The organism is Planococcus liqunii (genome assembly GCF_030413595.1).
Lineage (GTDB): Bacteria > Bacillota > Bacilli > Bacillales_A > Planococcaceae > Planococcus > Planococcus liqunii.
In genome coordinates this window covers 555,516-579,096 of sequence record NZ_CP129238.1, presented here as the reverse complement: position 1 = coordinate 579,096, position 23,581 = coordinate 555,516, and the positions used below count along the sequence as shown (strand labels likewise).

Below are 23,581 nucleotides of genomic sequence, written 5' to 3'. Positions count from 1 at the left end.
CCCTATTGCGTCGCAAGCTCCATAATGGCTTCCTGAGTCGTTTCTTCTATTGTTAATTCACCTTTTATGGCACCTTCCGCCATGACATAGACGCGGTCGCTCATGCCGATGATTTCATTCAATTCGGACGAGATCATGATGATGCTTAATCCCTCTTTGATCAGCTGGTTCATAATGGTATAAATCTCGAATTTCGCGCCGACATCGATTCCGCGCGTCGGTTCATCCAGGATCAAAATCTTAGGTCCAGTAAACAGCCATTTGCCGAGTGATACTTTTTGCTGATTGCCGCCGCTCAGTTTTCCAACCGCCTGCTCAAGCGAATTGGCTTTGATCCGCAGCGATTTTTTGTATTCCGTCCCGACTTTCACTTCTTCGTTCAAATTGAGGACGCCTCTTGCCGAAATTCCTTTCAGATGCGCCGCAGTCACATTGCTTTTGATGTCTTTGATCAAAAAAAGCCCGTTTCCTTTTCGGTCCTCGGTTACGTAAGCAATCCCCGCTTTGATGGCGTCGCTCGTGTGTTTCAGCGTTCGCTGTTTTCCGAAAACCTCAAGTTTGCCTTGCAGTTTGTAATTTTTCGGATTGCCGAAGATGCTGAGCGCGAGCTCTGTCCGGCCCGATCCCATCAATCCCGCGATGCCGATGATTTCCCCTTTTTTCACTTCCAGGTTGGCGTGTTTCACGACTTGCCGTGCCAGTTCCGGGTCATAAGCGGACCAGTCTTTCACCTGAAGAACCGTCTCTCCGATTTTCTTTTCTGTCCGCTTTGGAAATACATCTTCGATTTCACGACCGACCATGTTTTTGATGATGACGCTCTCCGACAGCTCCCCTTTATGGGCGTCCAATGTGACGATGGTTTTGCCATCGCGCAAAATGGTCGCTTTGTCGGCAATCGAGATGACTTCCTTTAATTTATGGGAAATCATGATGCAGGTGATTCCCTGGCTTTTCAGCTCTTTTAATAACTCCAATAAGTTGTCGCTGTCGTTTTCATTTAAAGCAGCTGTCGGTTCATCGAGAATCAACAGTTTCACGTCTTTGCTGAGCGATTTTGCAATTTCAACGAGCTGCTGTTTGCCTACACCTAAATCCTTGATCAAGGTTTCCGGATCCACCTTTAACTTCACCTTCTGCAGCAATTTGGAAGACTGGACGATGGTTTCATTCCAATCGACAAAAGGCCCTCTCCGGATTTCATTGCCGGCGAAGATGTTTTCGTAGACCGTCAAATCCGGAAACAGTGCGAGTTCCTGATAAATGATGCCGATGCCCGCCTTTACGCTGTCGTTGATTTCATTGAACTGCTGGACTTTCCCTTCAAAGACGATATCGCCCTCGTATGTGCCGTAAGGATAAACCCCGCTCAGGACTTTCATCAGCGTCGATTTGCCGGCGCCGTTTTCTCCGATCAAGCAATGGATTTCTCCGCGTTCCACCTTGAAGTTGACATCCGACAAGGCTTTCACCCCGGTAAACGATTTCGAGATGTTCTTCATTTCTAAAATATAGTCGCTCATTTCTTCGCCTCCCTTGCGCAATCATCAAGGAATGGAGAAATAGTGATAGAAGGTTCTACCACTATTTCTTCCGCCCTATTTGATTCTTACTCTAAGCCTGTGAATTCATCCGCTTTGTAATACTCGGAATCGATCAATTCTGCTTTGACGTTTTCCTTATCTACCACAATGACATCCGTTTGTTTCGCTTTTACTTCCGTCATGCCGTTGTCGTAAGAACCCGTTGTTTCCGGTGTGTTGCCGTCCATGATTTCAACTGCCATGCCCATTGCATCTTCCACCAATGTGCGCACATCCTTGAACACGGTCATCGATTGTTTTTCATCGATAATGTACTGGACGGAAGCTTTCTCTGCATCCTGCCCGGTGATCATGTAATTCGTTACGGCCGTGTCTGATGCAAATACATCGGCAATTGAACGGGCAGTGCCGTCATTCGGTGCAAGGATGGCTACGTTGCCTTTCATGTCGTCGCCGACAGAAGTCAAATGCGTTTGTGCTTTGTTTTTGGATTCGTTCGGATCCCAGTTGGTTGTTACCTGGCCGATGATCTGGCTCAACTGGTCACGGTTCAGTTCTTTTGTATCCTTCAAAGCTTCTGCTTGGCTGGAGTTGGCAATTTTGAATGTGCCATCTGCAATTTTCGGCTGCAGCACTTCCCATGCGCCTTGGAAGAATAAGAATGCGTTGTTATCAGAAGATGCCCCTGCATACAAGTAAAGCGGTACGCCCGTGCCTTCTGCATTGTCCACCAAATACTGGGCTTGTGCAGCCCCTACTGCCAATGAATCGAATGTTACGTAATAATCAACAGCATCCGTATCGGTGATCAAACGGTCATAAGCGATCACCGTGACATCGTCCTTTTTCGCAGCTTCCACTGCGGCAGCAGCTGCTGCTCCGTCATGCGGCGTGATGATCAGGACTTTGATGCCTTTGTTCAACAGCGCTTCCACGTTTTCTTTCTCTTTTGCTGAAGACCCTTGGCTGAACAGGATTTCAGTCGAATAATCCGAATCTGCTAACGCTGCTTTAAAGCGCTCTTCATCCTGGACCCAACGCGGCTCATCTTTTGTCGGCAAGACAATCCCAATATCTACACCCGAACTTGAACCAGATCCTGAACCTTCTTCTCCTCCGCCATTGCATCCAGCAGCAATCAAAGCGAACACGGCCAAAATCACGAATAACAAGAAGCCTTTAGAATTTCTTCTCATCTTCTAACCCCTCTCCCTTTATAAATAAAATTAAGTACAAGTTCAGTATAAATTTCAGAACATCAAATGTAAGCGTTATCATCAGTACTCTTTTAACATTAACTGTAATTTTTTAGCTTTTCTATGCTTTTTGATGAACAGGATTGGCAAAGTAACTGTTCCCTTGATCATGCCCCTTCCTATTCAGCCAGCCCATTTTTTCTTCTCCTTACAGGTATAGTTTCAATTTACCGTTTACGGCACTGCAATACCTCGTAAAAAACAAAACAGCACCTATCTCCGGCTAAGGAAATAGGTGCTTCGTTTATTTTTTAGCGTGCTTCTTTTGGCGGCTGGCATACGTCGCATTTGCGCTGGTTGTTCTTGTTGAATTTCGTGAAGGTCTTTTCAAAGTTATTGCCGCATGAACATTTGAACAGCAGCTTCTGAGAAAATCCGTGGTATTCCGTTGACAGCAGTTTGCTGTCCGAGTTTTTCTCTGTAAATTCTCTAATTTTATCGATCGTCCATCGTTTATTCATTTTCTTACACCTCTATAGTTTATTGGTAGGCGGTTCGCCATCCGTTCAATTCGAGCAAATGCCGGCATCATCCTAAGTTCTTCATTATAGCACGGATGCGCACAGAAGGAGAACCTAATCTGCCTGCATCAATTTCAGACCTGATTCCACGCTGCTGCACCGCTGTATACCCGGACTCCATTCGGCAATAAAAAAAGCACCGGCTTGTTGCACCGATGCTTTCTACTGTTAATTATTTTTTACAGGATGGTAGTAGACATGTTCCGTGTAATCGGTAATGATTCCATCTACATTTAAATCGAATAGACGCAAGGCTTGTTCCTGGGTTCTTGAAGTGTATGGGTAAATCTTCATCTCCGCTTCGTGGACATCGCTGACCAGTTCATCCGTTACAATGCTCATCGTCGGATTGAAATAATCGGCATAGGTGGCGAACTGAGCCAGTTGTTCTTCCGTTACATTCTTCCAGCCCGCTCCTACTAGAACGCCGTGAGGCAGATTCGGCAGCAGCTCTTTGGATTTCTTCATGGATTCGTGGTTAAAGGATTGCAGGATGACTTTTCCGTTGTTCGAAAGATGCATGTTTCTTTCCATTAACGCATCCGCAATTTTCTTCTCCATTCCAGGATAAAGTTCCGGCGCTTTCAACTCGATTAGAATGCCGACTTTCCCGCGAAACGCATCGATTACTTCCTCAAAGGTCGGAACTTTCTCACCCGCGTAGGATTCGCTGAACCAGCTGCCGGCATCCAGCTGCCTGATTTCCTCAAACGTTAAACTGCCGACTTTGCCCGTTCCATTTGTAGTGCGGTCAACCGTGGTGTCATGGATGACGACAAGCTCGCCGTCTTTGGTCATTTGAACGTCAATTTCAATGTAATCTGCCTTCATTTCGAAACCTTTTTGGAAAGCGCCCATCGTATTTTCAGGTGCATGCCCCGAAGCGCCTCGGTGTGCAACGTTCACCATTTTTTGCTGTTCCTGCTTCGAAATCACTTTGCTCACTTCTCCGTGTTCAGCCGCAAGTACAGGTCCGCTAAAAGATGCCGCCGCAAGGCTTACCGCTAAAATCGTAACCATCCGCTTCATTTAACCACTCCTTATTTGATGTCTCCCTTATTATAGGAAGTGAATGTGGAGTGGATATTAATTAATCATTAAGAAATGTAAATAAAATACATATTTTTTATAAAATTAATATAATTAGAATTTACTTGGCCTCTTGCATTCACACACGGCCTTGAGGTGTTAACTGTTCGACGGTTCTAATTTTACAGACTGCAACTTCTCTTTTGCAAATCCCGTGAAAAAGGTCATAAACACCATACCGACTACCAGCATCAGGACACTGCCGCCTAAGTAAGCGGAATCCATTTTGAACAAGACTTCATTTCTGAACCAGGACTGGAATGGCAACCCGAATCCTAACAATACGGCAAAGAACACAACTTTCACCGTCCAGCTCTTGCCTTTCATCTTCTTAACCGAATTATTTACAAAGAGACGCAGGAACGCGAGTGCCATCCCAATACCCCAGAAAATCAGCAGAAACATTTTAATATCTTCATTGAATATAAAACCTTTGGCCAACATCCCTACTCCGATCAAAAATGCAGCAATCATTGCTATACGTGATTTCTTCATTTTTCTCACCCGTTCCGCAGATTCCACTCAACACTCTGTTGATTGGTATGGTTTAATTTTATGCCCCTGCTATAATGAAAGCAATAAACAGAATAGGCGTGACTGTTCAGTGGTCCGGAGGGAATCAGATGGCTTCGATTTACAATGAAATGGTTGAAAAGACAAAAGAGAAAATCCAGCAAAGCTTCCTGCAACTCTTAAAGGAAAAGAACTTTATGAAAGTGTCGGTGCGGGATATCACCGAGGCAGCAGAGATCAACAGAGGCACTTTTTATCTGCATTACCTGGACAAATACGATTTGCTGGACCAAATGGAAGAAGGTTTGCTTCTGGACCTCGAAAAGCATTTGGAACGCCTTCAGCCGGACGTGCTGCTGGAGGAAGCAGAAAAAGGCAATATCTCGATGCACGCAGTGGAAGTGTTCCGTTATATTGAGATGAACGCCGAACGCTTTCAAGTCTTCCTGGGGGGAAACAATCACATCGGTTTCCACAAACGGCTCAAGCGTTTTTTCGTCAATCATTTCGTAGATAAAATGATGAAAAACGAAAACTTTTTCAAAGGCGTTGCGGTACCGCCGGATTACCTGTCTTCGTTCGCCACGTCCGCTTTCCTCGGCTTGATCGAACAATGGATCGAAAACGGCCTGGCCGAAACGCCAAGTGAAATGGCAGAGATGTACATTCACATCATCTTTTTCATTAAGAATTTGTAATTCTGCCGTATCTGCAAAAAAAGACTGCTTCCTGTAAAAAGGAAACAGTCTTTTTCTTATCTCCGTGTTTTGTCATGATGGGAATCGCGGGATCCACCATGCTGTTCATCACCGGCTACTTCAAGTCCGGTTTCTTCTTTTACCGTAAAGAACGATTTAAAGACTAGGGCTGCCAGCGCTGCCCCTGCAAGAGGGGCGAGCAGGAATACCCATACTTGCGCCAGTGCATCCCCTCCAGCAAAAACGGCCGGGGCCAAGCTTCTTGCCGGGTTTACCGAAGTACCTGTCAACGGGACGCCAATGATATGCACCAGCGTCAGGGTTAAGCCGATGACAATTCCGCCCATATGCGAAGTGGCCTTGCTCGATGTTACACCTAAAATAGCCAGTACAAAGATAAAAGTAAGAATCACTTCGACGCCAAGCGCACCGATCAGGTTCAAGCCGACTGCACTCAATTCGCCGTAGCCGTTTGCCCCGTACCCCTCCAGGCTTGTAGAATTGGCAATGACGAAAGCAAGAAACGAGCTTCCTGCAAATGCACCTACTACTTGTGCAATCACGTAGCCGCCAAATTCTTTAGCGGTTAAATTCCCAGACATCCAGACGGCTAACGAAACCGCCGGGTTCACATGGCATCCCGAAATGTGGCCGATGGCATAAGCTGCAGCAACAATCGACAGACCGAAAGCAAGTGCAATGGCCGCTACTCCAAGAAAACCGGTGTCGGTCCCTCCTGTATAGCCGCCTAAAACGACCGCAGTGCCTGTTCCCAGAAATACTAAAATAAAGGTGCCAATAAATTCTGCTAAATACTTTTTCACGTTCTCTCTCCTTCCATAAATGGATTTTCCGTTAAAAAGAAACTAAAAAGAAATAAATTATCAGAACTTTCGAATTATTATAGCATACACGTCATGTAATAAAAAACCATATCCTTGTTTTTCCAGGGTCAACATAAGGAAGTTCGCCATTCGATGTTTGGTTGACCATTGAATAGGTTCCACCCCCATAAAGCTTGCGTCATTTTTGCAAGCAACGGACGAAACCATGAGCTTCAACAAGATGCCCAACATACAAAAACCTGCCGGCAATTGCCGACAGGTTAAACGCACTGTTATTTTTTCGCTTTGATGCTTGCCAATACTTGGCCGTCTTTATATTTGACTGTGACCTTGTAGTCACCTGATCAAATTCCGCGGCTAAAAAAACTTATACGTGTTCTTTCCAGCCTGCTTGGCACGATACAAAGCCTCATCTGCATTTTTAAGCAGTGCATTTAAACCGGAAATGCCATCTTCTGTATATGTGACAATTCCAATGCTGGTGGAAAGCTCATACCCCAAGTCCCAAGTACTTAAGCTGTCGAGCAATTGCTCCGCCCGCTGTTGCATTGTTTCCTTGCTGGATAAACTGGAGAAATGCACGACAAATTCATCGCCGCCTAACCGAACCGCAAAAGCGCCTTGATGCTCCGCCACAAATTTCTGCAGCTTTAAAGCGACTTCTTTTAATACCAAGTCACCCGCATCATGGCCGTGGATATCGTTCACCTTTTTAAAACCATCCAGATCAAGAAAGAAAATCACGCCTTCTGCGTTAGGATGATCTTCAAAAAAATTGGAAAGATAGCGTCTGTTGTAAAGGTCAGTCAAGGCATCTCGATAAGCAAAACGTTCAAGATTGAGGTAATAAGAAAACATCCGCACGATTCTCTGCAGCAGCCCGACGCTCTTCTCATCAAACTGGCTTTTTTCATCATGGATGGCGCATAAGGTTCCGAACCTTTCGCCATTCCCAAGCGAAATCGGAATTCCCAAGTAAGACCGGACATGGGCTTTTTCGAGCGCATTTCTTAAATCGTCCAGTCGGTGCTCTTCCCGCACATCTTCAAAAATTGCCGGCTGATTTTTTTCAAAATCCACAAAGCTGCACAGCGATTGGTTAAGGTTTAATGTCATCCCTTCGCTCATCGGAATCTTTGACTCTTCGCTCGAAAGTTTTAAAATGATTTGCTGCGTCCCGTTGATCGAACTCAAATAAAGCAATTGATCAGGCAGAATTTCTTTTGCCAAATCCAGGACATCCCTGGACAGCTCTTCAAAATTCGCATACATCTGAAGTTCTTGAAATGTCATCCCCATAAAGCACCTCATCTATATCATCTTTAATTCACCAATAATTTCGCATGTCATTTTTCGGAAATTCAATATAATCATTATTCCCTAAAGCTTAACATAGGAAACTAAGGGTTCTCCTTCTATTTGAGGTATCTACTGGTGGCAGCGATTGCCCATGAAAACATCAAAAGTTTAATTTCCCAATAAAGACAGAATCCCAGATGGTTGGCACTCAGCGAGTGTGTTCATCCACAGGTCTGTCTCTATCAATATTGGTATTCGAAATGGGGCATCAAACTCAATAAGCCACCCAGCTTAAGCCGGTCGTCCCTTCGCCGGCATGTACTCCCACGCACACACTAAGCTGAACCACCTGGACTTTCAGGTCTGGAAACTCCCGCAAGAGCTCATTCTTCCAGCTTTCTGCATCCGCGGCATTATTGCAGTGATTGACCGCAACTTCCGGCACGCTGCCCGCCGCCATATCTGCACGGAGCGCATCCATGACGGAGTTTTTTGCCCGCTTGTTCGAGCGGACCTTCTCTTTCATAACCGTTTTGCCGTCTTCAAACGTGATGACCAATTTGATGTTTAGGACATTGCTCAAAAATGCCTGGGTCCCGGACACACGCCCGCTTTTATGCAATTGGTTCAGGCTTGATGGAATAAAGGACAGATGGGAATTCGCCGCCATACTTTTAAGTGTTGCGACAACTGCCTCTACCTCATTGCCCTCTGAAAACAGCTCAGACCCGGTTTCGATCATCTTCACCATTGGAAATGACCCAATCAGCGAATCAATCGGATAGACTTTAAAATCCGCTATCTCTGCAGCAGATTGTGCCGTCGCAAACGTGCCCGAAAGCCCGCTGGATAAATGCAAAGCAATCGCAAAATCGTATCCTTCCGACTGCAGCTTTTCATACAAGGAAAGCATCTCGCCAATTGCCGGCTGCGACGTTTTAGGGGATACTTTCGCCAAGCGCAATTTATCGTAAAATTCCTGTTGTGTCAGATCGATCGATTCTTTGTATTCACCGTCCCCAAAAATGACGCTAAGAGGCAGTACGTAGACATCATGCTTTTCGATGAACGCTTCATCCAGCTGCGCTGCCGTGTCCGTAATCCAAGCTATTTTCTTCATTAATAAATTCTCCTTTAAATGCAATTCCGTATCGGAAGCAGCTTTCTGCTACGGATAATTTACCTGAGGAAGCAAGGGGGCGCCTAGTGACAGGTGTCACATAAGCCCAATCTTTTGAAAGCGCAGACATAATTTGAACTTATCTTGCTTATTCATCCGTCAGCAATATTAAAAGCCTCACACCGATTTCTTAAAATGGTGTAAGGCTTTTTCGATTGGACTGTGACCTATGTGGCAAACAAAACACTCCCGGTTTAATGAAGAACCTAAATAGACCCTTCATGGAAGGCTGTTTTATTCAACGAACAGCAATTTGTTGCTCGAACGCCTGAAGCAACGCCCGCACTTCGTCCGTCGAATCCGTTTTCAGCAATTGATTTCTCAAATCATCGGCGTCCGGGATTTCACTGACATAAATCTTGAAAAAACGGCGCAGCGGCCGGAACGGCAGCGGCTCTTCTTCAGTAGAATATTTGTCATGCAAATCCAGGTGCAGCTTTAACAGGTCCAGCATTTCTTCAGGGCTGTGTTCGCGCGCTTCTTTTTCAAAAGCGAACGGATTCTGGAAAATCCCGCGGCCGATCATGACGCCATCGATGCCGTATTTTTCGGCAAGTTCCACGCCGGTCTGGTAATCCGGAATATCCCCGTTGATCGTAAGCAATGTATGAGGCGCCACTTTATCTCGGAGCTTCTTGATTTCCGGAATCAGTTCCCAGTGCGCCGGAACAGCACTCATTTCTTTCTTCGTGCGCAAGTGAATCGACAGATTGGCGATGTCCTGTTCCAAGACATGGGTCAGCCAGCCTTTCCACTCCTCGACATCCGTATAGCCAAGCCGCGTCTTCACACTGACCGGCAAGCCGCCTGCTTTGGCTGCCTGGATGACTTCCGCCGCATTTTCGGGGTAGCGGATCATGCCGCTGCCTTTGCCTTTCGCAGCCACATTCCCTACCGGACAGCCCATATTGATGTCGATGCCTTTAAAGCCCCGCTTCGCCATCCCGAGGCTCATCTCCCGGTATTGTTCCGGAATGTTCCCCCATATATGCGCGACAATCGGCTGTTCATCTTCTTCAAACGTCAAGCGCCCTTCTTCACTGAAAACCCCGTCCGGGTTGCAGTAGCTCTCTGTATTTGTAAACTCCGTAAAAAACACATCCGGCCGAGCTGCTTCCGCTACCACTTTCCGGAATACCACATTCGTGACTTCTTCCATCGGCGCCAGAATAAAAAACGGCCGTGGCAAATCGAGCCAAAAATTCTCTGTCATCTCTAACTTCCAATCCTTTCATTGCTGGACGAAGAATTAGCCCTTCATCCCATCATCTTCTATGCATCTATTTTCAAAATAAAAAATATCAATTTTAATTGTGCTGCATTCTATTCCCATTAACTTTAACTAGTTTACATGACTCATGCGTTTGTGGAAAGCGGCGCGATTTGTCCATCGATGTATAGCTGAAGTTTAAGTAAGTAAAAAATTTCATTTCTATATATCGCTGGTTTTGCAAAATCAAGTATACTGGAAGAAATAGGATTTTACGATGAATATTCTTAATAAAGCGATTTGCTGCAGCAAAATTTATAAAGGAAACGGAGTGCTGATCATGGAGATTGAGAAAAAGAAAAGAAAACTAAGAGACAATTGGTTTGTGGAATTAATTTCGGAATTTAGTTTTACGTTATTTATTGAAGTTGTTCTTAGCATCGTCTGGAATGTCATTTTATTCATCCCGAGATTATTGCTGCGCTTTCTCAGCAATTTAAATTAAGCTACCACTTTTTTCGCCATTCTTCCATGCCTCCTTGAACAGATGAACGGAGAATTCTCTTTAATCGACGATATTCACTGATACAATCTCGGCCGAATTTAATGTGCGATCCTTAAATGGATCTGCATAGGTGAGTATGTTAGCAGTCTGATCAATACTTAAAATCGCACCATAATGCCTGGTCACTTTGCCTTCCTTCCACGTATGGATAATAACATTGCATCGGCGTTTAAGGGCCCATTCCAATTCTTCCTGGATCAGCTGCAGGTCATATGCATCCAATTTCGGTTGAGGCATCGTTTTATCTTCTTCCACTTCTTCTTGCTGCATTTTTACAGGTTCATTTAACAACATGCCTTGCCACTTGATGGTTCCCCGGTCCTTAATGACCCTTAATTGTTGATTGATTTTCATCCCCATTGCCTCCTAATCTAAATAAGAACACTTGTTCTTATTCTATACCACCTCTTTTCCATTAACAATCCTATTTAAACAAATAAAAAGACAGCCATTTTATTGGCTATCTTTTTACTATGGATTTCATTCATCAAATGCGACTCCACAAAACAAAAAAAACCGAAAACCTCGGTTTTTCGAGGTTTTCGGAATGTTTAATTACATCATGCCGCCCATGCCACCCATATCAGGCATTCCGCCCATTGGTGCTGCTGGTTCCGGGATGTCTGCAACAACTGCTTCAGTTGTCAGGAACATAGCCGCAACAGAAGCTGCGTTTTGTAGTGCTGAACGCGTCACTTTCGTTGGGTCAACGATTCCTTCTGCAAGCATGTTGACCCATTGGCCATTTGCTGCGTTGAAGCCGATGCCGACTTCTTCTGATTTCAGGCGGTGAACGATGATGGATCCTTCAAGGCCTGCGTTTGTAGCGATTTGGCGAACCGGCTCTTCAAGTGCACGAAGAACGATGTTAACGCCTGTAGCGATGTCGCCTTCTTGCGTTTCAAGAAGTTCAGCTACTTTGTTGTATACGTTAATCAACGCAGTACCGCCGCCGGCAACGATACCTTCTTCAACTGCTGCGCGAGTTGCGTTCAATGCATCTTCAATGCGAAGTTTGCGTTCTTTCAACTCAGTTTCAGTAGCTGCTCCGACTTTGATGACTGCAACACCGCCAGCAAGTTTCGCCAGACGTTCCTGCAATTTCTCTTTGTCGAACTCAGAAGTTGTTTCTTCCAATTGGCTGCGGATTTGTGATACGCGGCCAACAATTTTCGCTTGGTCTCCAGCACCTTCAACGATGGTTGTGTTTTCTTTCGAAACAACCACTTTAGAAGCGCGGCCAAGTTGTGTGATGTTGGTCGTTTTCAGCTCAAGGCCAAGATCTTCCGTGATCACTTCAGCGCCAGTCAATGTTGCGATGTCTTCAAGCATTGCTTTGCGGCGGTCACCGAATCCAGGAGCTTTAACAGCCACTGCATTGAATGTGCCACGCAATTTGTTCACTACCAATGTAGCAAGTGCTTCGCCTTCAACGTCTTCCGCAACGATTAATAGCGGTTTGCTTTGTTGTACAACCTGCTCCAACACAGGAAGAATTTCCTGGATGTTGCCGATTTTCTTATCTGTTACAAGAATGAATGGGTTGTCTAAGACAGCTTCCATTTTCTCGGAATCCGTTACCATATAAGGAGACTGGTATCCGCGGTCGAATTGCATCCCTTCGACTACATCCAGTTCAGTTGTGAAGCCGCGTGATTCTTCCAAAGTGATAACGCCGTCGTTGCCAACGCGCTCCATTGCTTCAGCGATCAAGTTTCCGACTTCAGCGTCTCCAGAAGAAATCGCTGCAACTTGTGCGATCGATTCTTTGCCTTCGATTTGCTGGGAAACAGCTTTCAAGCCTTCAACAGCGCTTTCTACAGCCATTTCAATCCCGCGGCGGATGCCGACAGGGTTAGCGCCTGCAGTTACGTTCTTCAAGCCTTCACGGATCATAGCCTGCGCCAGAACCGTTGCCGTTGTCGTACCGTCACCTGCGATGTCGTTCGTTTTAGAAGCAACTTCCGCCACCAATTTCGCACCCATGTTTTCAAATGCGTTTTCAAGCTCGATTTCTTTTGCAATCGTTACACCGTCGTTGGTGATAAGAGGTGATCCGAATTTCTTCTCAAGTACCACGTTGCGCCCTTTTGGCCCAAGCGTCACTTTTACTGCATCTGCTAATTTATCAACACCAGCAGCCATCAAACTGCGTGCATCTTCGCTGAATTTAATTTCTTTAGCCATGAATAGTTTCCTCCTCTATTTTAATTCCCAAATATTTCAAGTCGCGATATGGAGCAAAACAGCGGAGACTCCCGCGGGACAGCGCAGTGCCGAAATCCACTCGGGCCATTAGCCCGAGTTAGTTCGGCGCAAGCCCGCAGGAAAGCGTAGCTGTTTTGCGCAATACTGCATATTAATTTTTAGCCCAATACCGCTAAAATATCGTTTTCGCGTAAGATCAAATATTCTTTGCCTTCATATTTAAGTTCAGTGCCTGCGTATTTTGAGAAGATGATCCGGTCGCCTTCTTGGACTTCCAGTTCAGTGCGCTGTCCATTGTCACGGATAACTCCATTACCTACAGCGATCACTTTGCCTTCCTGCGGTTTTTCCTGTGCCGAACCCGGCAATACGATACCGCTTGAAGTCTTTTCTTCTGCTTCGATAAGCTCAATAATAACGCGATCTCCTAATGGTCTTAACAATTGAAACACCCTCCTCAGATTATCTAAATATTCCACATTAGCACTCTAACACCTAGAGTGCTAACCCACTTCTCAGTTTAATAAAATCCCCTTCCATTTGCAAGTCTAAACATTCACTTTTTTTTATTCTTTGCGGTTCCGTTTTGAAACCTCTACAATGAAAGTAATCTGTTAAACGAAAGGAAATCCGCTTTATGAAAATGAATATTAAAGCAAAAGCCGACACAGGCCGCTCCAAGTACAGTGTCAAAGCGAGCCGAAAAGGCAAAAGAACACCACTTTATATCCTGTTGATTTTTATCGTTGTGCAACTTGCACCGATTTTATTTATAACACCGACACTTAATTATTTCCTCGGCCAAGGCATGGACCAGGCGACAGCGGCCGCCAGCACTTCCGGTTGGCTGATCGTCTGGACGATGGGCATCGGGTTTATTGCGGCGATGTTCCTTATTCTCCGGGACAAGCAATTCTTCAATATTTGGAAAGGCAAAAAAGCCGGTTTGCTTGAAGCAATCGGCTGGGGCGTACTCGGCTTTTTCCTCGTCTACTTCGCCCAAATCATCGCGGCGCTGATAGAAGTAGAATTGTTCGGCATCGCTCCGGGATCCCAAAATACCGCATCCATCACCAAATTGGTTGAAGTCGTCCCGTGGGCACTTCTGGCGGTCGTCTTTTTTGGACCTGTACTGGAAGAGCTGGTGTTCCGCCGGGTGGTATTCGGTTCCTTGAACCAGACCACCAATTTCTTTCTCGCCACCGCTGTCAGCGCGCTCGTATTCGCCGCTGTGCATTTGGAATTCAGCCATTTGCTGATCTACTTCTCGACCGGCATTGTGCTAGCTTTCCTTTACCAGAAAACAAAGCGGATCATTACGCCGATCATTGCTCACGTGATGCTCAACGGCTTTGTCATGATTGCGCAATTGAACATGGAAAAACTCGAAAATTTCCTGAAACAGCTTGAACAGATGCAGTGAAAAAGCTGGCCAATAAAAAACCTTCCCCGAACTCGTTTCGGCGGAAGGTTTTTTCAATGCTGTTTGATTTGGTAGATCAAGGTCTGCAGTTCGACCGATAAATCGATGGTCTGCACGCGGATGTGGTCCGGCACCGAAATGCGGACGGGCGTAAAGTTCAAGATGCCCTTGATGTTCGTTTTTGCCAGGCGGTCTGTAACTTCCTGGGCCGAGCGCGAGGGAACCGTCAAAATCACCAGTTCGATCCCGTATTCCTCGATTTTCTCTTCGATCCGATCGGGGTGGAATGTATCGATTTCGCTGATTTTCTCCCCTTCAAGAGGTGAATTCGAGTCGAATGCCAGCACGATTTTCGTGTTGTGGTTGCGCTGAAAATTATACTTTAGAAATGCGCTTCCCAAATTCCCGACGCCGATCAGCGCCACATTGGTCGCTTCATCCTGGTCGAGTGTTTTGCGGAAAAACGCCAATAAGTCCTGAACGTCGTAGCCATACCCTTTTTTGCCCAATGCACCTAAATGGGAAAAGTCGCGGCGTATTGTGGCCGAATCGATTTTCATCGCTTCACTTAATTCCTGCGAAGAAATCCGTTTTTGCCCGGCATTCGCGAAATTCTGGAGGAAGCGGTAATAAAGCGGCAACCGTTTTGTAGTGGCTTGTGGAATTTTTGATGGTTCGTGTAACATGCAACGTTACCTCCTGCGGTCGTCTAAAGATTCACTGGGGATTCTTTTTTTCCTGCGTCTATGGATAGTGAATCAAATCGATTTTATCTTACCTGAGGCGGCCCGATATGTAAAGCTGGCTTGATTGCGAACAATACGCCCATCAGCTACACTTAAGAAGAATAGAGGTGACCCACATGATTGTATTACAAGTTAACCAAGTCCATAAATCGTTCGGTGCCGATGAGATTCTTGCCGGCGTCAAACTGGAAGTCCAACACCGCGACCGCGTTGCACTCGTGGGCCGCAACGGCGCAGGAAAGTCGACTTTGCTGAAGATCATTTCCGGTGAAATTTCATATGACAGCGGCGATATCATTATGCCGAAAGATCTGACCATCGGTTATTTGGAACAGCAAACCGACCTCGAATCGGAAGCAAGCATCTGGGACGAAATGATGACGATTTTTAGTCATTTCCGTGAACAAGAAGCAAAACTCCGGGAACTGGAAGCCCAAATGGCCGATCCAGCTGTCTACGACGATGCCGTCCAATACGAAAAAGTCATGAAAGAATACGATACTTTGCAGCACGATTTCAAGGATGCAGGCGGCTACCAGTTTGAAGCCGATACACGCGCCATTCTCCACGGTATGAAATTTTATCCCGAAGACTACGACAAAAAAGTGGTGTCGTTATCCGGCGGCCAGAAAACGCGCTTGATGCTGGCAAAACTGCTGCTCAGCAAACCCCAGCTTCTGATTCTTGATGAGCCGACGAACCACTTGGATATTGAAACACTGAGCTGGCTCGAGAATTACTTAAAGAATTACCCGGGTGCGATTCTCATCGTTTCGCATGACCGGTACTTCCTCGACCAAGTGGTAACGCTTGTCTACGAAGTCTCGCGCCACCGAGTCAAAAAGTACACAGGCAACTACAGCCGCTACCTCGACGAAAAAGCGAAGCAGTATGAACTCGACTTAAAGCAGTTCGAAAAACAGCAAAGCGAAAAAGCGAAACTGGAAGATTATGTCCAGCGCAACCTGGTCCGGGCTTCCACCACCAAAATGGCGCAAAGCCGCCGGCGGGTGCTTGAAAAAACCGACTGGATGGATGCACCGGACGGCGACGAGAAATCCGCCCGTTTCGGTTTCACCATTGCCAAGCAAAGCGGCAACGACGTGCTGAATGTCCAGTCGCTCGCCATCGGCTATAGCGGCCAGCCCGTTTCGCAAAACATCGTTATGAAATTGTACCGCCAGGACAGCCTGGCGCTTGTCGGCCCTAACGGCGTTGGGAAGTCGACTTTGCTGAAAACCATCATGAAAGAATTGGAGCCGCTTGCCGGAACCATTCATTACGGCACCGGCATCCAGTTCGGCTACTACGACCAGGAACAAGCCAACTTAAAAGGCAATAAGCTCGTTCTGAATGAATTATGGGATGATTACCCACATGTTAACGAAAAAGACATCCGCGGCATTCTGGGCCGCTTCCTGTTTACCGGAGACGACGTATTAAAACCGATCTCTACACTGTCAGGCGGCGAAAAAGCCCGTGTGGCACTGGCTAAGCTCATGATGCAAAAAGCCAATGTGCTGCTTTTGGATGAGCCGACCAACCACTTGGACCTCGACAGCAAAGAAGTGCTGGAAAACGCCCTGCTCGATTATCCGGGCACCATTTTATTCGTTTCCCATGACCGTTACTTCATGAACCGCCTCTCGACAAAAGTGGTGGAATTGACCCGTGACGGCACGACGGAGTATTTGGGCAACTACGACTATTACGTGGAAAAGAAACTGGAAACCGAAGAGCTGCAGGCATTGGAAGATGCAGAAAAAGCGACCGTTGCTAAAACAGTTCCCGTTGCAACCACATCCCAGATCAACAAAGAAGCAAAAAAACTGGAACGCCAGCTGCTGCGCCAATCCGAAGAAACCGAACAGGAAATGGAGCAGCTCGATCAGCAGATCGCTGAAGTCGAGGAATTGCTGTGCCAGCCTGAGATTTTCCAGGACCACGAGAAGGTCTTGCCGCTCCAAAGCCAGTTGGACGAGTTGAAAGAAGCACACGAAGAAAAAATGTTATTTTGGCTCGAATTGCAAGAAAAGCTTGAAAAAGTCCACAGTTGACCGCATACTATTGTATGCGGTTTTTTCTTTTTCTATATATAGGTCAATACCTTTTCCGTAAATTTATGTTTCCACAAAGTTGCACACATGTCTCCTCTTATTAAATCAACTATCAACAGACTTTTCCACATTATCCACAGGCAATTTAATTATTATCCACAAAGTTTTCCCATAACTAGTACACAAGATATAGAATTGAAGGTGTTTTTCAGAAAGTTATGAACATGTTATGCACAAATTGTGCATAAGTACAAATGTTCTCTATTGACAACGAACGGATTTTTTGTGTAATAAATAATCTGAAAACAGAAAAAAAGCGCAGTTGGCATTCCTTTTCAGGAATCAACTGCGCTTTTTTGAACTTTAATAGTTTATTGATACAGATCAGCTTTCCACAGGGCGAACAATTTTATCCCCAGGAAGACAAGACCATTCCTGGCCGGCCGTTCATCGCCATATTTCCTGTAATGCCTTTTTCGAACATGACGGTGCCAGCTGCTGCAATCATGGCTGCGTTATCCGTACACAAGGAAAGAGGCGGGATGAAGAACGGAATGCCTTGCTGTTCAAACGCTGCAGACAGAGACGTTCTGAGCCCTTTGTTGGCAGCCACGCCGCCCGCTGCGATGACTTGGCGCACTTTGTACTCTTTTGCAGCACGCAGCGCTTTCGCTGTTACCACTTCAACGACACTGTTTTGGAATCCGGCAGCGACGTGTTCAGGCGGCACCACTTCTCCGCGCTGTTTGGCATTGTGCATATAATTCAGCACAGCCGACTTCAAGCCGCTGAAACTGAAATCATAGGATCCTTCTTCGAGCCATACCCGTGGAAAATCAATGGCACCGTCGCTGGCATGCGCTAAGCGATCAATATGAGGCCCGCCTGGATAAGGAAGATTCAAGGTTCTTGCCACTTTGTCATACGCTTCCCCTGCAGCATCATCACGCGTTTCCCCGATCACTTCAAAACTGCCATGTTCTTTCATATAAACCAGTTCCGTATGCCCGCCGGAAATGACTAAAGCAAGCAAAGGAAACTCCATTTCCTGCTCCAGGCGGTTGGCATAAATATGCCCTGCAATATGATGGACGCCGACAAGCGGAAGACTGTTGGCAAACGCAAATGCCTTTGCCGCATTAACGCCGATTAGCAAGGCACCGACCAATCCCGGCCCTTCCGTTACTGCTACTGCATCCAGCTCTTGCGGCTCCATCTGAGCGCGCTGAAGCGCTTCTTCGATCACCAGTGTAATCTGTTCCACATGATGGCGCGAAGCGATTTCAGGCACCACTCCGCCGAAGCGTTTATGGCTTTCGATTTGCGAAGCCACAACATTAGAAACGATTTCCCGTCCGTTTTTCACAATGGAAGCGGCTGTTTCGTCGCAGCTGGTCTCAATACCCAATACATAAATATCTTTATTCATCAAAATTCACCCACATCACTATGGCATCTTCCAGGTTATCGGTATAATACCGTTTCCGGATGCCACCATTTTGAAATCCTAATTTACGGTACAAACTTTGCGCTACATGATTGCTGACTCTCGCTTCTAAGGTCATCAGCACTGCGCCATGCGCTTTTGCAATATCGATCGCTGCCCGCATCAAACGTTCGCCTAATTTTTTGCCGCGTTGGTCTGGAAGGATTGCAATATTCGTGACATGGCTTTCATCTATGATGAGCCACATCCCGCAATAGCCGACAATTCCTTTTTCGGTTTCCGCAACTACGTAATAGGCATTTTCGTTATGCAGCATTTCATAGTAAAACGATTCTTTTGTCCAAGGCAAGGTAAACGAAAGCTTTTCAATTTCGTACACTTCATCAATGTCTTTTACCGTCATTTTGCGGAAAATCACATCGTCGCTCATGAGCTTTGCCCTTCCTGGCTTTTGATGTAATTCGCTTCAGCTTCCGTAATGCGCTGATACTCCGGAACGGCGTGGTGGATATCCGCTGCCGGAACTTCTTTCGCCAGCATGATCAGATTCACAGCACGCGGCAGACGGTTTTGAGGCGCCGTGAAAAATGCCTGGCTGCCCAATACTTCCCGAATGGTTTCTTCGTGAATGGAAACATCAATCCCCGTAAACAATACCGGTTTGCCCAATGCTTTGGCTTTTATTAAAAACTCCTTGAAATGGCTGTGCTGATCCTCAATGACCAGCTCCAGAGTTTTCCCGTCGTATAACGCAGTAAAAGCCGTGCCACGTCGCGCATCCATAACCGGACAAATCAGCCCATCAAAATACTGGCCGTTTGCTGCCAACACTTTTAAGCTCGAAACCATATGCAAAGGCAGCTTCAATGACCAGGCAAGCGTCTTGGCAATGGTCAGTCCAATGCGGACACCGGTGTAAGACCCCGGCCCTTCAGCCACTGCAATATGTGTTAAATCTTTCGGAGCAACTTTGGCCTTTTTCATCATCTCTTCAATAGCCGGCATGGCCGTCAACGAATGATTGATTTTCAAGTTGGTGATTTCCTCTATCAAAACGGTGTCATCAGACATCAGCGCAATAGCTGATGGAGAATTTGATGTATCGATGCCTAAATAAATCATGATAAGTTTAGCTCCTTGCACAAAGTTTCATAACGGCTGCCAATGGGATGAAACTCAATGCTCCGGCTCTCTTCAGCATGCCGGGTGATGATGATTTCCAGCCGTTCTTTCGGTAAGTAATCTTCAATGAAGGATGCCCATTCAACCACGGAAACTGCTTCACTTTCGAAAAGCTCTTCAAAACCGATGTCTTCATCACTGTTTTCCAAACGATAGACATCAAAATGGTTTAGATCCAAGTCCCCTTCATATTGCTTTAAGATCGTAAACGTCGGGCTATTCACCATTCGTTCAATTCCAAGCCCTTTGGCGAGCCCTTTCGTGAATGTTGTCTTTCCGGCGCCCAGGTCTCCTTCCAATGTCAAAAGGTCCTGCGGCTGCAGAAAGCCAGCAAGTTTGGCTGCAAATTCTTCCGTTTCCTCTGGAGAATTAACTTCTATTGTATACATCATTAGCGTGTCACCTCGTTTGAGTCTTAACATAGTTTAGCGAAGAAATAGCAGTAAATCAAAATATCTTTCTTCAAAAGCCCATTTGGCAAAAGAACCAATTATTTTTTCTGTTTAACGATAGAAATACAAAAAAAATAAACACAGCGGGATCGCTGTGTTTATTTTGAAATACGGTCCCGACCGGGATCGAACCGGCGATCTCCTGCGTGACAGGCAGGCATGTTAACCGCTACACCACGGGACCAAAAAAAAAACAGACCAGCGACGTCCTACTCTCACAGGGGGAAACCCCCAACTACCATTGGCGCAAAAGAGCTTAACTTCCGTGTTCGGGATGGGAACGGGTGTGGCCTCTTTGCCATCGTCACTGGACTATTTTTCTGAGTGCTTGCGCCCTCAAAACTGGATATGCGACATGGTGAAAACAACGGTTTGGTTAAGTCCTCGATCGATTAGTATTCGTCAGCTGCACGCGTCGCCGCGCTTCCACCCCGAACCTATCTACCTCATCGTCTTTGAGGGATCTTACTTGCTTGCGCAATGGGAAATCTCATCTTGAGGGGGGCTTCGTGCTTAGATGCTTTCAGCACTTATCCCGGCCACACATAGCTACCCAGCGATGCCCCTGGCGGAACAACTGGTACACCAGCGGTGTGTCCATCCCGGTCCTCTCGTACTAAGGACAGCTCCTCTCAAATTTCCTGCGCCCGCGACGGATAGGGACCGAACTGTCTCACGACGTTCTGAACCCAGCTCGCGTACCGCTTTAATGGGCGAACAGCCCAACCCTTGGGACCGACTACAGCCCCAGGATGCGATGAGCCGACATCGAGGTGCCAAACCTCCCCGTCGATGTGGACTCTTGGGGGAGATAAGCCTGTTATCCCCGGGGTAGCTTTTATCCGTTGAGCGATGGCCCTTCCATGCGGAACCACCGGATCACTAAGCCCGTCTTTCGACCCTGCTCGACCTGTACGTCTCGCAGTCAAGCTCCCTTGTGCCTTTACACTCTGCGAATGATTTCCAACCATTCTGAGGGAACCTTTGGGCGCCTCCGTTACTCTTTAGGAGGCGACCGCCCCAGTCAAACTGCCCGCCTGACACTGTCTCCCGCCCCGATCAGGGGCGTGGGTTAGAATTTCAATACAACCAGGGTAGTATCCCACCGACGCCTCCCCCGAAGCTGGCGCTCCGGGTTCTCTGGCTCCTACCTATCCTGTACAAGTTGCACCAAAATTCAATATCAGGCTGCAGTAAAGCTCCACGGGGTCTTTCCGTCCTGTCGCGGGTAACCTGCATCTTCACAGGTACTATAATTTCACCGAGTCTCTCGTTGAGACAGTGCCCAGATCGTTACGCCTTTCGTGCGGGTCGGAACTTACCCGACAAGGAATTTCGCTACCTTAGGACCGTTATAGTTACGGCCGCCGTTTACTGGGGCTTCAGTTCGCACCTTCGCTTGCGCTAAGCACTCCCCTTAACCTTCCAGCACCGGGCAGGCGTCAGCCCCTATACGTCACCTTACGGTTTTGCAGAGACCTGTGTTTTTGCTAAACAGTCGCCTGGGCCTATTCACTGCGGCTCTCTCGGGCTATACACCCTACCAGAGCACCCCTTCTCCCGAAGTTACGGGGTCATTTTGCCGAGTTCCTTAACGAGAGTTCACTCGCTCACCTTAGAATTCTCTTCTCGCCTACCTGTGTCGGTTTGCGGTACGGGCACCTCCCGCCTCGCTAGAGGCTTTTCTTGGCAGTGTGAAATCAGGGACTCCAGGGCATATGCCCCTTGCCGTCACAGTTCAATGTTGATGGAAACGGGATTTGCCTCGTTTCCCACCTTGCTGCTTGGACGCGCTCAACCAACGGCGCGCTCGCCTTATCCTTCTGCGTCCCCCCATTGCTCAAACGGCGGGGAGGTGGTACAGGAATATCAACCTGTTGTCCATCGTCTACGCCTATCGGCCTCGACTTAGGTCCCGACTGACCCTGAGCGGACGAGCCTTCCTCAGGAAACCTTAGGCATTCGGTGGACGGGATTCTCACCCGTCTTTCGTTACTCATACCGGCATTCTCACTTCTAAGCGCTCCACGGATCCTTCCGGTCCCGCTTCGACGCCCTTAGAACGCTCTCCTACCACGGACATCTACGATGTCCATCCACAGCTTCGGTAATCCGTTTAGCCCCGGTACATTTTCGGCGCAGTGTCACTCGACCAGTGAGCTATTACGCACTCTTTAAATGATGGCTGCTTCTAAGCCAACATCCTGGTTGTCTAAGCAACGCCACATCCTTTTCCACTTAACGGATATTTGGGGACCTTAGCTGGTGGTCTGGGCTGTTTCCCTCTTGACTACGGATCTTATCACTCGCAGTCTGACTCCCAAGCATAAATCACTGGCATTCGGAGTTTGTCTGAATTCGGTAACCCGGGATGGGCCCCTAGTCCAAACAGTGCTCTACCTCCAGGATTCTCTATCTTGAGGCTAGCCCTAAAGCTATTTCGGAGAGAACCAGCTATCTCCAGGTTCGATTGGAATTTCTCCGCTACCCACACCTCATCCCCGCACTTTTCAACGTGCGTGGGTTCGGGCCTCCAGTAAGTGTTACCTTACCTTCACCCTGGACATGGGTAGATCACCTGGTTTCGGGTCTACAACTGCATACTCATTCGCCCTATTCAGACTCGCTTTCGCTGCGGCTCCGGCTTCTCACCTTAACCTTGCATGCAATCGTAACTCGCCGGTTCATTCTACAAAAGGCACGCCATCACCCATAAACGGGCTTTGACTAGTTGTAGGCACACGGTTTCAGGATCTGTTTCACTCCCCTTCCGGGGTGCTTTTCACCTTTCCCTCACGGTACTGGTTCACTATCGGTCACTAGGTAGTATTTAGCCTTGGGAGATGGTCCTCCCGGATTCCGACGGAATTTCACGTGTTCCGCCGTACTCAGGATCCACTCAGGAGGGAAGCGATTTTCGGCTACGGGGCTGTTACCCACTGTGGCGGACCGTTCCAGGTCGCTTCGCCTAACCGCTTCTTTTGTAACTCCGTATTGAGTGTCCTACAACCCCAAGAGGCAAGCCTCTTGGTTTGGGCTGATCCCGTTTCGCTCGCCGCTACTCAGGGAATCGCATTTGCTTTCTGTTCCTCCAGGTACTTAGATGTTTCAGTTCCCTGGGTCTGCCTTCTCATGTGCTATGAATTCACACATGGATACCGCCCCATTAAAGGCGGTGGGTTCCCCCATTCGGAAATCTCCGGATCAAAGCTCACTTACAGCTCCCCGGAGCATATCGGTGTTAGTGCCGTCCTTCTTCGGCTCCTAGTGCCAAGGCATCCACCGTGCGCCCTTTCTAACTTAACCATTAGAAAGTCGACCGAAAAAATCGGTCTCATCACTCGTG

General features: G+C 47.1%; 21 protein-coding genes, 1 tRNA gene and 2 rRNA genes. 4 read left to right on the top strand and 20 right to left on the bottom strand.

All coding sequences use genetic code 11. The features are described 5' to 3' along the window. Nucleotides 1-2: 2 nt before the first annotated feature. The 5 genes from QWY22_RS03045 to QWY22_RS03025 all read right to left on the bottom strand — a co-directional run bounded on the left by QWY22_RS03045 (nt 3) and on the right by QWY22_RS03025 (nt 4,905). Nucleotides 3-1,523 carry an ATP-binding cassette domain-containing protein gene (locus QWY22_RS03045; RefSeq protein ID WP_300982971.1) on the bottom strand — a complete coding sequence of 507 codons (1,521 nt, stop codon included), beginning with the start codon at nt 1,521-1,523 and terminating at the stop codon, nt 3-5. A gap of 86 nt (nt 1,524-1,609) precedes the next feature. After that, entirely contained in the window at nt 1,610-2,740 is a 1,131-nt protein-coding gene (locus tag QWY22_RS03040; RefSeq protein ID WP_300982970.1) for a sugar ABC transporter substrate-binding protein, read from the bottom strand. Nucleotides 2,741-3,051: 311 nt separating this feature from the next. After that, nucleotides 3,052-3,261 carry a hypothetical protein gene (locus QWY22_RS03035; protein ID WP_036802011.1) on the bottom strand — a complete coding sequence of 70 codons (210 nt, stop codon included), beginning with the start codon at nt 3,259-3,261 and terminating at the stop codon, nt 3,052-3,054. A 228-nt stretch (nt 3,262-3,489) separates the two neighbouring features. Continuing rightward, nucleotides 3,490-4,350 carry a glycerophosphodiester phosphodiesterase gene (locus QWY22_RS03030; protein WP_300982969.1) on the bottom strand — a complete coding sequence of 287 codons (861 nt, stop codon included), beginning with the start codon at nt 4,348-4,350 and terminating at the stop codon, nt 3,490-3,492. Between the two features lie 159 nt (nt 4,351-4,509). Next, the gene (locus tag QWY22_RS03025; RefSeq protein ID WP_300982968.1) at nt 4,510-4,905 is read right to left on the bottom strand and encodes an MFS transporter permease; all 396 of its coding nucleotides are present in this window, start codon (nt 4,903-4,905) and stop codon (nt 4,510-4,512) included. Between the two features lie 128 nt (nt 4,906-5,033). On the opposite strand from QWY22_RS03025, the gene QWY22_RS03020 reads away from it, so the two are divergent. Next, nucleotides 5,034-5,621 carry a TetR/AcrR family transcriptional regulator gene (locus QWY22_RS03020; RefSeq protein WP_300982967.1) on the top strand — a complete coding sequence of 196 codons (588 nt, stop codon included), beginning with the start codon at nt 5,034-5,036 and terminating at the stop codon, nt 5,619-5,621. Nucleotides 5,622-5,677: 56 nt separating this feature from the next. Here the strand turns inward: QWY22_RS03020 and QWY22_RS03015 are convergent, their stop codons facing one another. The 4 genes from QWY22_RS03015 to QWY22_RS03000 form a co-directional block, all read right to left on the bottom strand. Then, a complete protein-coding gene (locus QWY22_RS03015; protein WP_300982966.1) occupies nt 5,678-6,445 on the bottom strand; it encodes an aquaporin in 768 nt (255 codons plus the stop codon). Nucleotides 6,446-6,823: 378 nt separating this feature from the next. After that, the gene (locus QWY22_RS03010; protein WP_300982965.1) at nt 6,824-7,765 is read right to left on the bottom strand and encodes a sensor domain-containing diguanylate cyclase; all 942 of its coding nucleotides are present in this window, start codon (nt 7,763-7,765) and stop codon (nt 6,824-6,826) included. A gap of 274 nt (nt 7,766-8,039) precedes the next feature. Next, nucleotides 8,040-8,885, bottom strand: coding sequence for a DegV family protein (locus QWY22_RS03005; protein ID WP_300982964.1), 846 nt, complete (start codon nt 8,883-8,885; stop codon nt 8,040-8,042). Nucleotides 8,886-9,183: 298 nt separating this feature from the next. Beyond that, complete coding sequence (locus tag QWY22_RS03000) at nt 9,184-10,158, bottom strand: tRNA dihydrouridine synthase (protein ID WP_300982963.1); 975 nt, start codon at nt 10,156-10,158, stop codon at nt 9,184-9,186. Nucleotides 10,159-10,432: 274 nt separating this feature from the next. Here QWY22_RS03000 and QWY22_RS02995 point away from each other — a divergent pair, with 274 nt between their 5' ends. After that, complete coding sequence (locus QWY22_RS02995) at nt 10,433-10,660, top strand: hypothetical protein (RefSeq protein WP_300982962.1); 228 nt, start codon at nt 10,433-10,435, stop codon at nt 10,658-10,660. A 60-nt stretch (nt 10,661-10,720) separates the two neighbouring features. Here QWY22_RS02995 and QWY22_RS02990 read toward each other — a convergent pair whose 3' ends face one another. From QWY22_RS02990 to groES, 3 genes are all read right to left on the bottom strand, one after another. Further along, nucleotides 10,721-11,074: a YolD-like family protein gene (locus QWY22_RS02990; protein ID WP_300982961.1), complete on the bottom strand. Its 354-nt coding sequence runs from the start codon at nt 11,072-11,074 to the stop codon at nt 10,721-10,723. Nucleotides 11,075-11,275: 201 nt separating this feature from the next. Beyond that, nucleotides 11,276-12,907, bottom strand: coding sequence for a chaperonin GroEL (groL, locus tag QWY22_RS02985; RefSeq protein ID WP_300982960.1), 1,632 nt, complete (start codon nt 12,905-12,907; stop codon nt 11,276-11,278). Between the two features lie 179 nt (nt 12,908-13,086). Continuing rightward, nucleotides 13,087-13,371, bottom strand: a complete 285-nt coding sequence (gene groES / locus QWY22_RS02980; RefSeq protein WP_036812147.1) for a co-chaperone GroES — start codon at nt 13,369-13,371, stop codon at nt 13,087-13,089. Nucleotides 13,372-13,565: 194 nt separating this feature from the next. Here groES and QWY22_RS02975 point away from each other — a divergent pair, with 194 nt between their 5' ends. After that, on the top strand, nt 13,566-14,351 hold the full coding sequence (locus QWY22_RS02975) for a CPBP family intramembrane glutamic endopeptidase (RefSeq protein ID WP_300982959.1): 786 nt from the start codon (nt 13,566-13,568) through the stop codon (nt 14,349-14,351). Between the two features lie 53 nt (nt 14,352-14,404). Here the strand turns inward: QWY22_RS02975 and QWY22_RS02970 are convergent, their stop codons facing one another. Further along, nucleotides 14,405-15,037 carry a redox-sensing transcriptional repressor Rex gene (locus QWY22_RS02970; protein WP_036812144.1) on the bottom strand — a complete coding sequence of 211 codons (633 nt, stop codon included), beginning with the start codon at nt 15,035-15,037 and terminating at the stop codon, nt 14,405-14,407. Between the two features lie 176 nt (nt 15,038-15,213). Here QWY22_RS02970 and QWY22_RS02965 point away from each other — a divergent pair, with 176 nt between their 5' ends. Continuing rightward, nucleotides 15,214-17,154 (top strand): ABC-F family ATP-binding cassette domain-containing protein, encoded by a 1,941-nt coding sequence (locus QWY22_RS02965; RefSeq protein ID WP_300982958.1) that lies wholly within the window; start codon nt 15,214-15,216, stop codon nt 17,152-17,154. A gap of 409 nt (nt 17,155-17,563) precedes the next feature. Here the strand turns inward: QWY22_RS02965 and tsaD are convergent, their stop codons facing one another. From tsaD to QWY22_RS02930, 7 genes are all read right to left on the bottom strand, one after another. Next, nucleotides 17,564-18,583, bottom strand: a complete 1,020-nt coding sequence (gene tsaD, locus QWY22_RS02960; RefSeq protein WP_300982957.1) for a tRNA (adenosine(37)-N6)-threonylcarbamoyltransferase complex transferase subunit TsaD — start codon at nt 18,581-18,583, stop codon at nt 17,564-17,566. Continuing rightward, nucleotides 18,576-19,031: a ribosomal protein S18-alanine N-acetyltransferase gene (gene rimI, locus QWY22_RS02955; protein WP_300982956.1), complete on the bottom strand. Its 456-nt coding sequence runs from the start codon at nt 19,029-19,031 to the stop codon at nt 18,576-18,578. Before rimI ends, tsaD begins: the two co-directional genes overlap by 8 nt. After that, a complete protein-coding gene (gene tsaB, locus QWY22_RS02950; protein ID WP_300982955.1) occupies nt 19,028-19,723 on the bottom strand; it encodes a tRNA (adenosine(37)-N6)-threonylcarbamoyltransferase complex dimerization subunit type 1 TsaB in 696 nt (231 codons plus the stop codon). Before tsaB ends, rimI begins: the two co-directional genes overlap by 4 nt. Beyond that, a complete protein-coding gene (gene tsaE, locus QWY22_RS02945; RefSeq protein WP_300982950.1) occupies nt 19,720-20,175 on the bottom strand; it encodes a tRNA (adenosine(37)-N6)-threonylcarbamoyltransferase complex ATPase subunit type 1 TsaE in 456 nt (151 codons plus the stop codon). The genes tsaB and tsaE overlap by 4 nt, the downstream gene beginning before the upstream one ends. Before the next feature lie 171 nt (nt 20,176-20,346). Beyond that, a tRNA-Asp gene (locus QWY22_RS02940) sits at nt 20,347-20,419 on the bottom strand. 12 nt (nt 20,420-20,431) lie between these two features. Further along, nucleotides 20,432-20,547 (bottom strand): 5S ribosomal RNA (gene rrf, locus QWY22_RS02935). Between the two features lie 60 nt (nt 20,548-20,607). Further along, nucleotides 20,608-23,541 (bottom strand): 23S ribosomal RNA (locus QWY22_RS02930). Nucleotides 23,542-23,581 lie beyond the last annotated feature (40 nt).

Excerpts from the sequence above, each read along its gene's own strand:
- tsaE (WP_300982950.1), bottom strand. The coding sequence starts at position 20,175 with ATGATGTATACAATAGAAGTTAATTCTCCAGAGGAAACGGAAGAATTT.
- groL (WP_300982960.1), bottom strand. The coding sequence starts at position 12,907 with ATGGCTAAAGAAATTAAATTCAGCGAAGATGCACGCAGTTTGATGGCT.
- QWY22_RS03035 (WP_036802011.1), bottom strand. The coding sequence starts at position 3,261 with ATGAATAAACGATGGACGATCGATAAAATTAGAGAATTTACAGAGAAA.
- QWY22_RS03045 (WP_300982971.1), bottom strand. The coding sequence starts at position 1,523 with ATGAGCGACTATATTTTAGAAATGAAGAACATCTCGAAATCGTTTACC.
- rimI (WP_300982956.1), bottom strand. The coding sequence starts at position 19,031 with ATGAGCGACGATGTGATTTTCCGCAAAATGACGGTAAAAGACATTGAT.
- QWY22_RS03000 (WP_300982963.1), bottom strand. The coding sequence starts at position 10,158 with ATGACAGAGAATTTTTGGCTCGATTTGCCACGGCCGTTTTTTATTCTG.
- tsaB (WP_300982955.1), bottom strand. The coding sequence starts at position 19,723 with ATGATTTATTTAGGCATCGATACATCAAATTCTCCATCAGCTATTGCG.
- QWY22_RS02995 (WP_300982962.1), top strand. The coding sequence starts at position 10,433 with ATGAATATTCTTAATAAAGCGATTTGCTGCAGCAAAATTTATAAAGGA.
- QWY22_RS03020 (WP_300982967.1), top strand. The coding sequence starts at position 5,034 with ATGGCTTCGATTTACAATGAAATGGTTGAAAAGACAAAAGAGAAAATC.
- QWY22_RS03005 (WP_300982964.1), bottom strand. The coding sequence starts at position 8,885 with ATGAAGAAAATAGCTTGGATTACGGACACGGCAGCGCAGCTGGATGAA.
- QWY22_RS02975 (WP_300982959.1), top strand. The coding sequence starts at position 13,566 with ATGAAAATGAATATTAAAGCAAAAGCCGACACAGGCCGCTCCAAGTAC.
- QWY22_RS02965 (WP_300982958.1), top strand. The coding sequence starts at position 15,214 with ATGATTGTATTACAAGTTAACCAAGTCCATAAATCGTTCGGTGCCGAT.
- tsaD (WP_300982957.1), bottom strand. The coding sequence starts at position 18,583 with ATGAATAAAGATATTTATGTATTGGGTATTGAGACCAGCTGCGACGAA.
- QWY22_RS03010 (WP_300982965.1), bottom strand. The coding sequence starts at position 7,765 with ATGGGGATGACATTTCAAGAACTTCAGATGTATGCGAATTTTGAAGAG.
- QWY22_RS02990 (WP_300982961.1), bottom strand. The coding sequence starts at position 11,074 with ATGAAAATCAATCAACAATTAAGGGTCATTAAGGACCGGGGAACCATC.
- QWY22_RS03030 (WP_300982969.1), bottom strand. The coding sequence starts at position 4,350 with ATGAAGCGGATGGTTACGATTTTAGCGGTAAGCCTTGCGGCGGCATCT.
- QWY22_RS03025 (WP_300982968.1), bottom strand. The coding sequence starts at position 4,905 with ATGAAGAAATCACGTATAGCAATGATTGCTGCATTTTTGATCGGAGTA.
- QWY22_RS03040 (WP_300982970.1), bottom strand. The coding sequence starts at position 2,740 with ATGAGAAGAAATTCTAAAGGCTTCTTGTTATTCGTGATTTTGGCCGTG.
- QWY22_RS02970 (WP_036812144.1), bottom strand. The coding sequence starts at position 15,037 with ATGTTACACGAACCATCAAAAATTCCACAAGCCACTACAAAACGGTTG.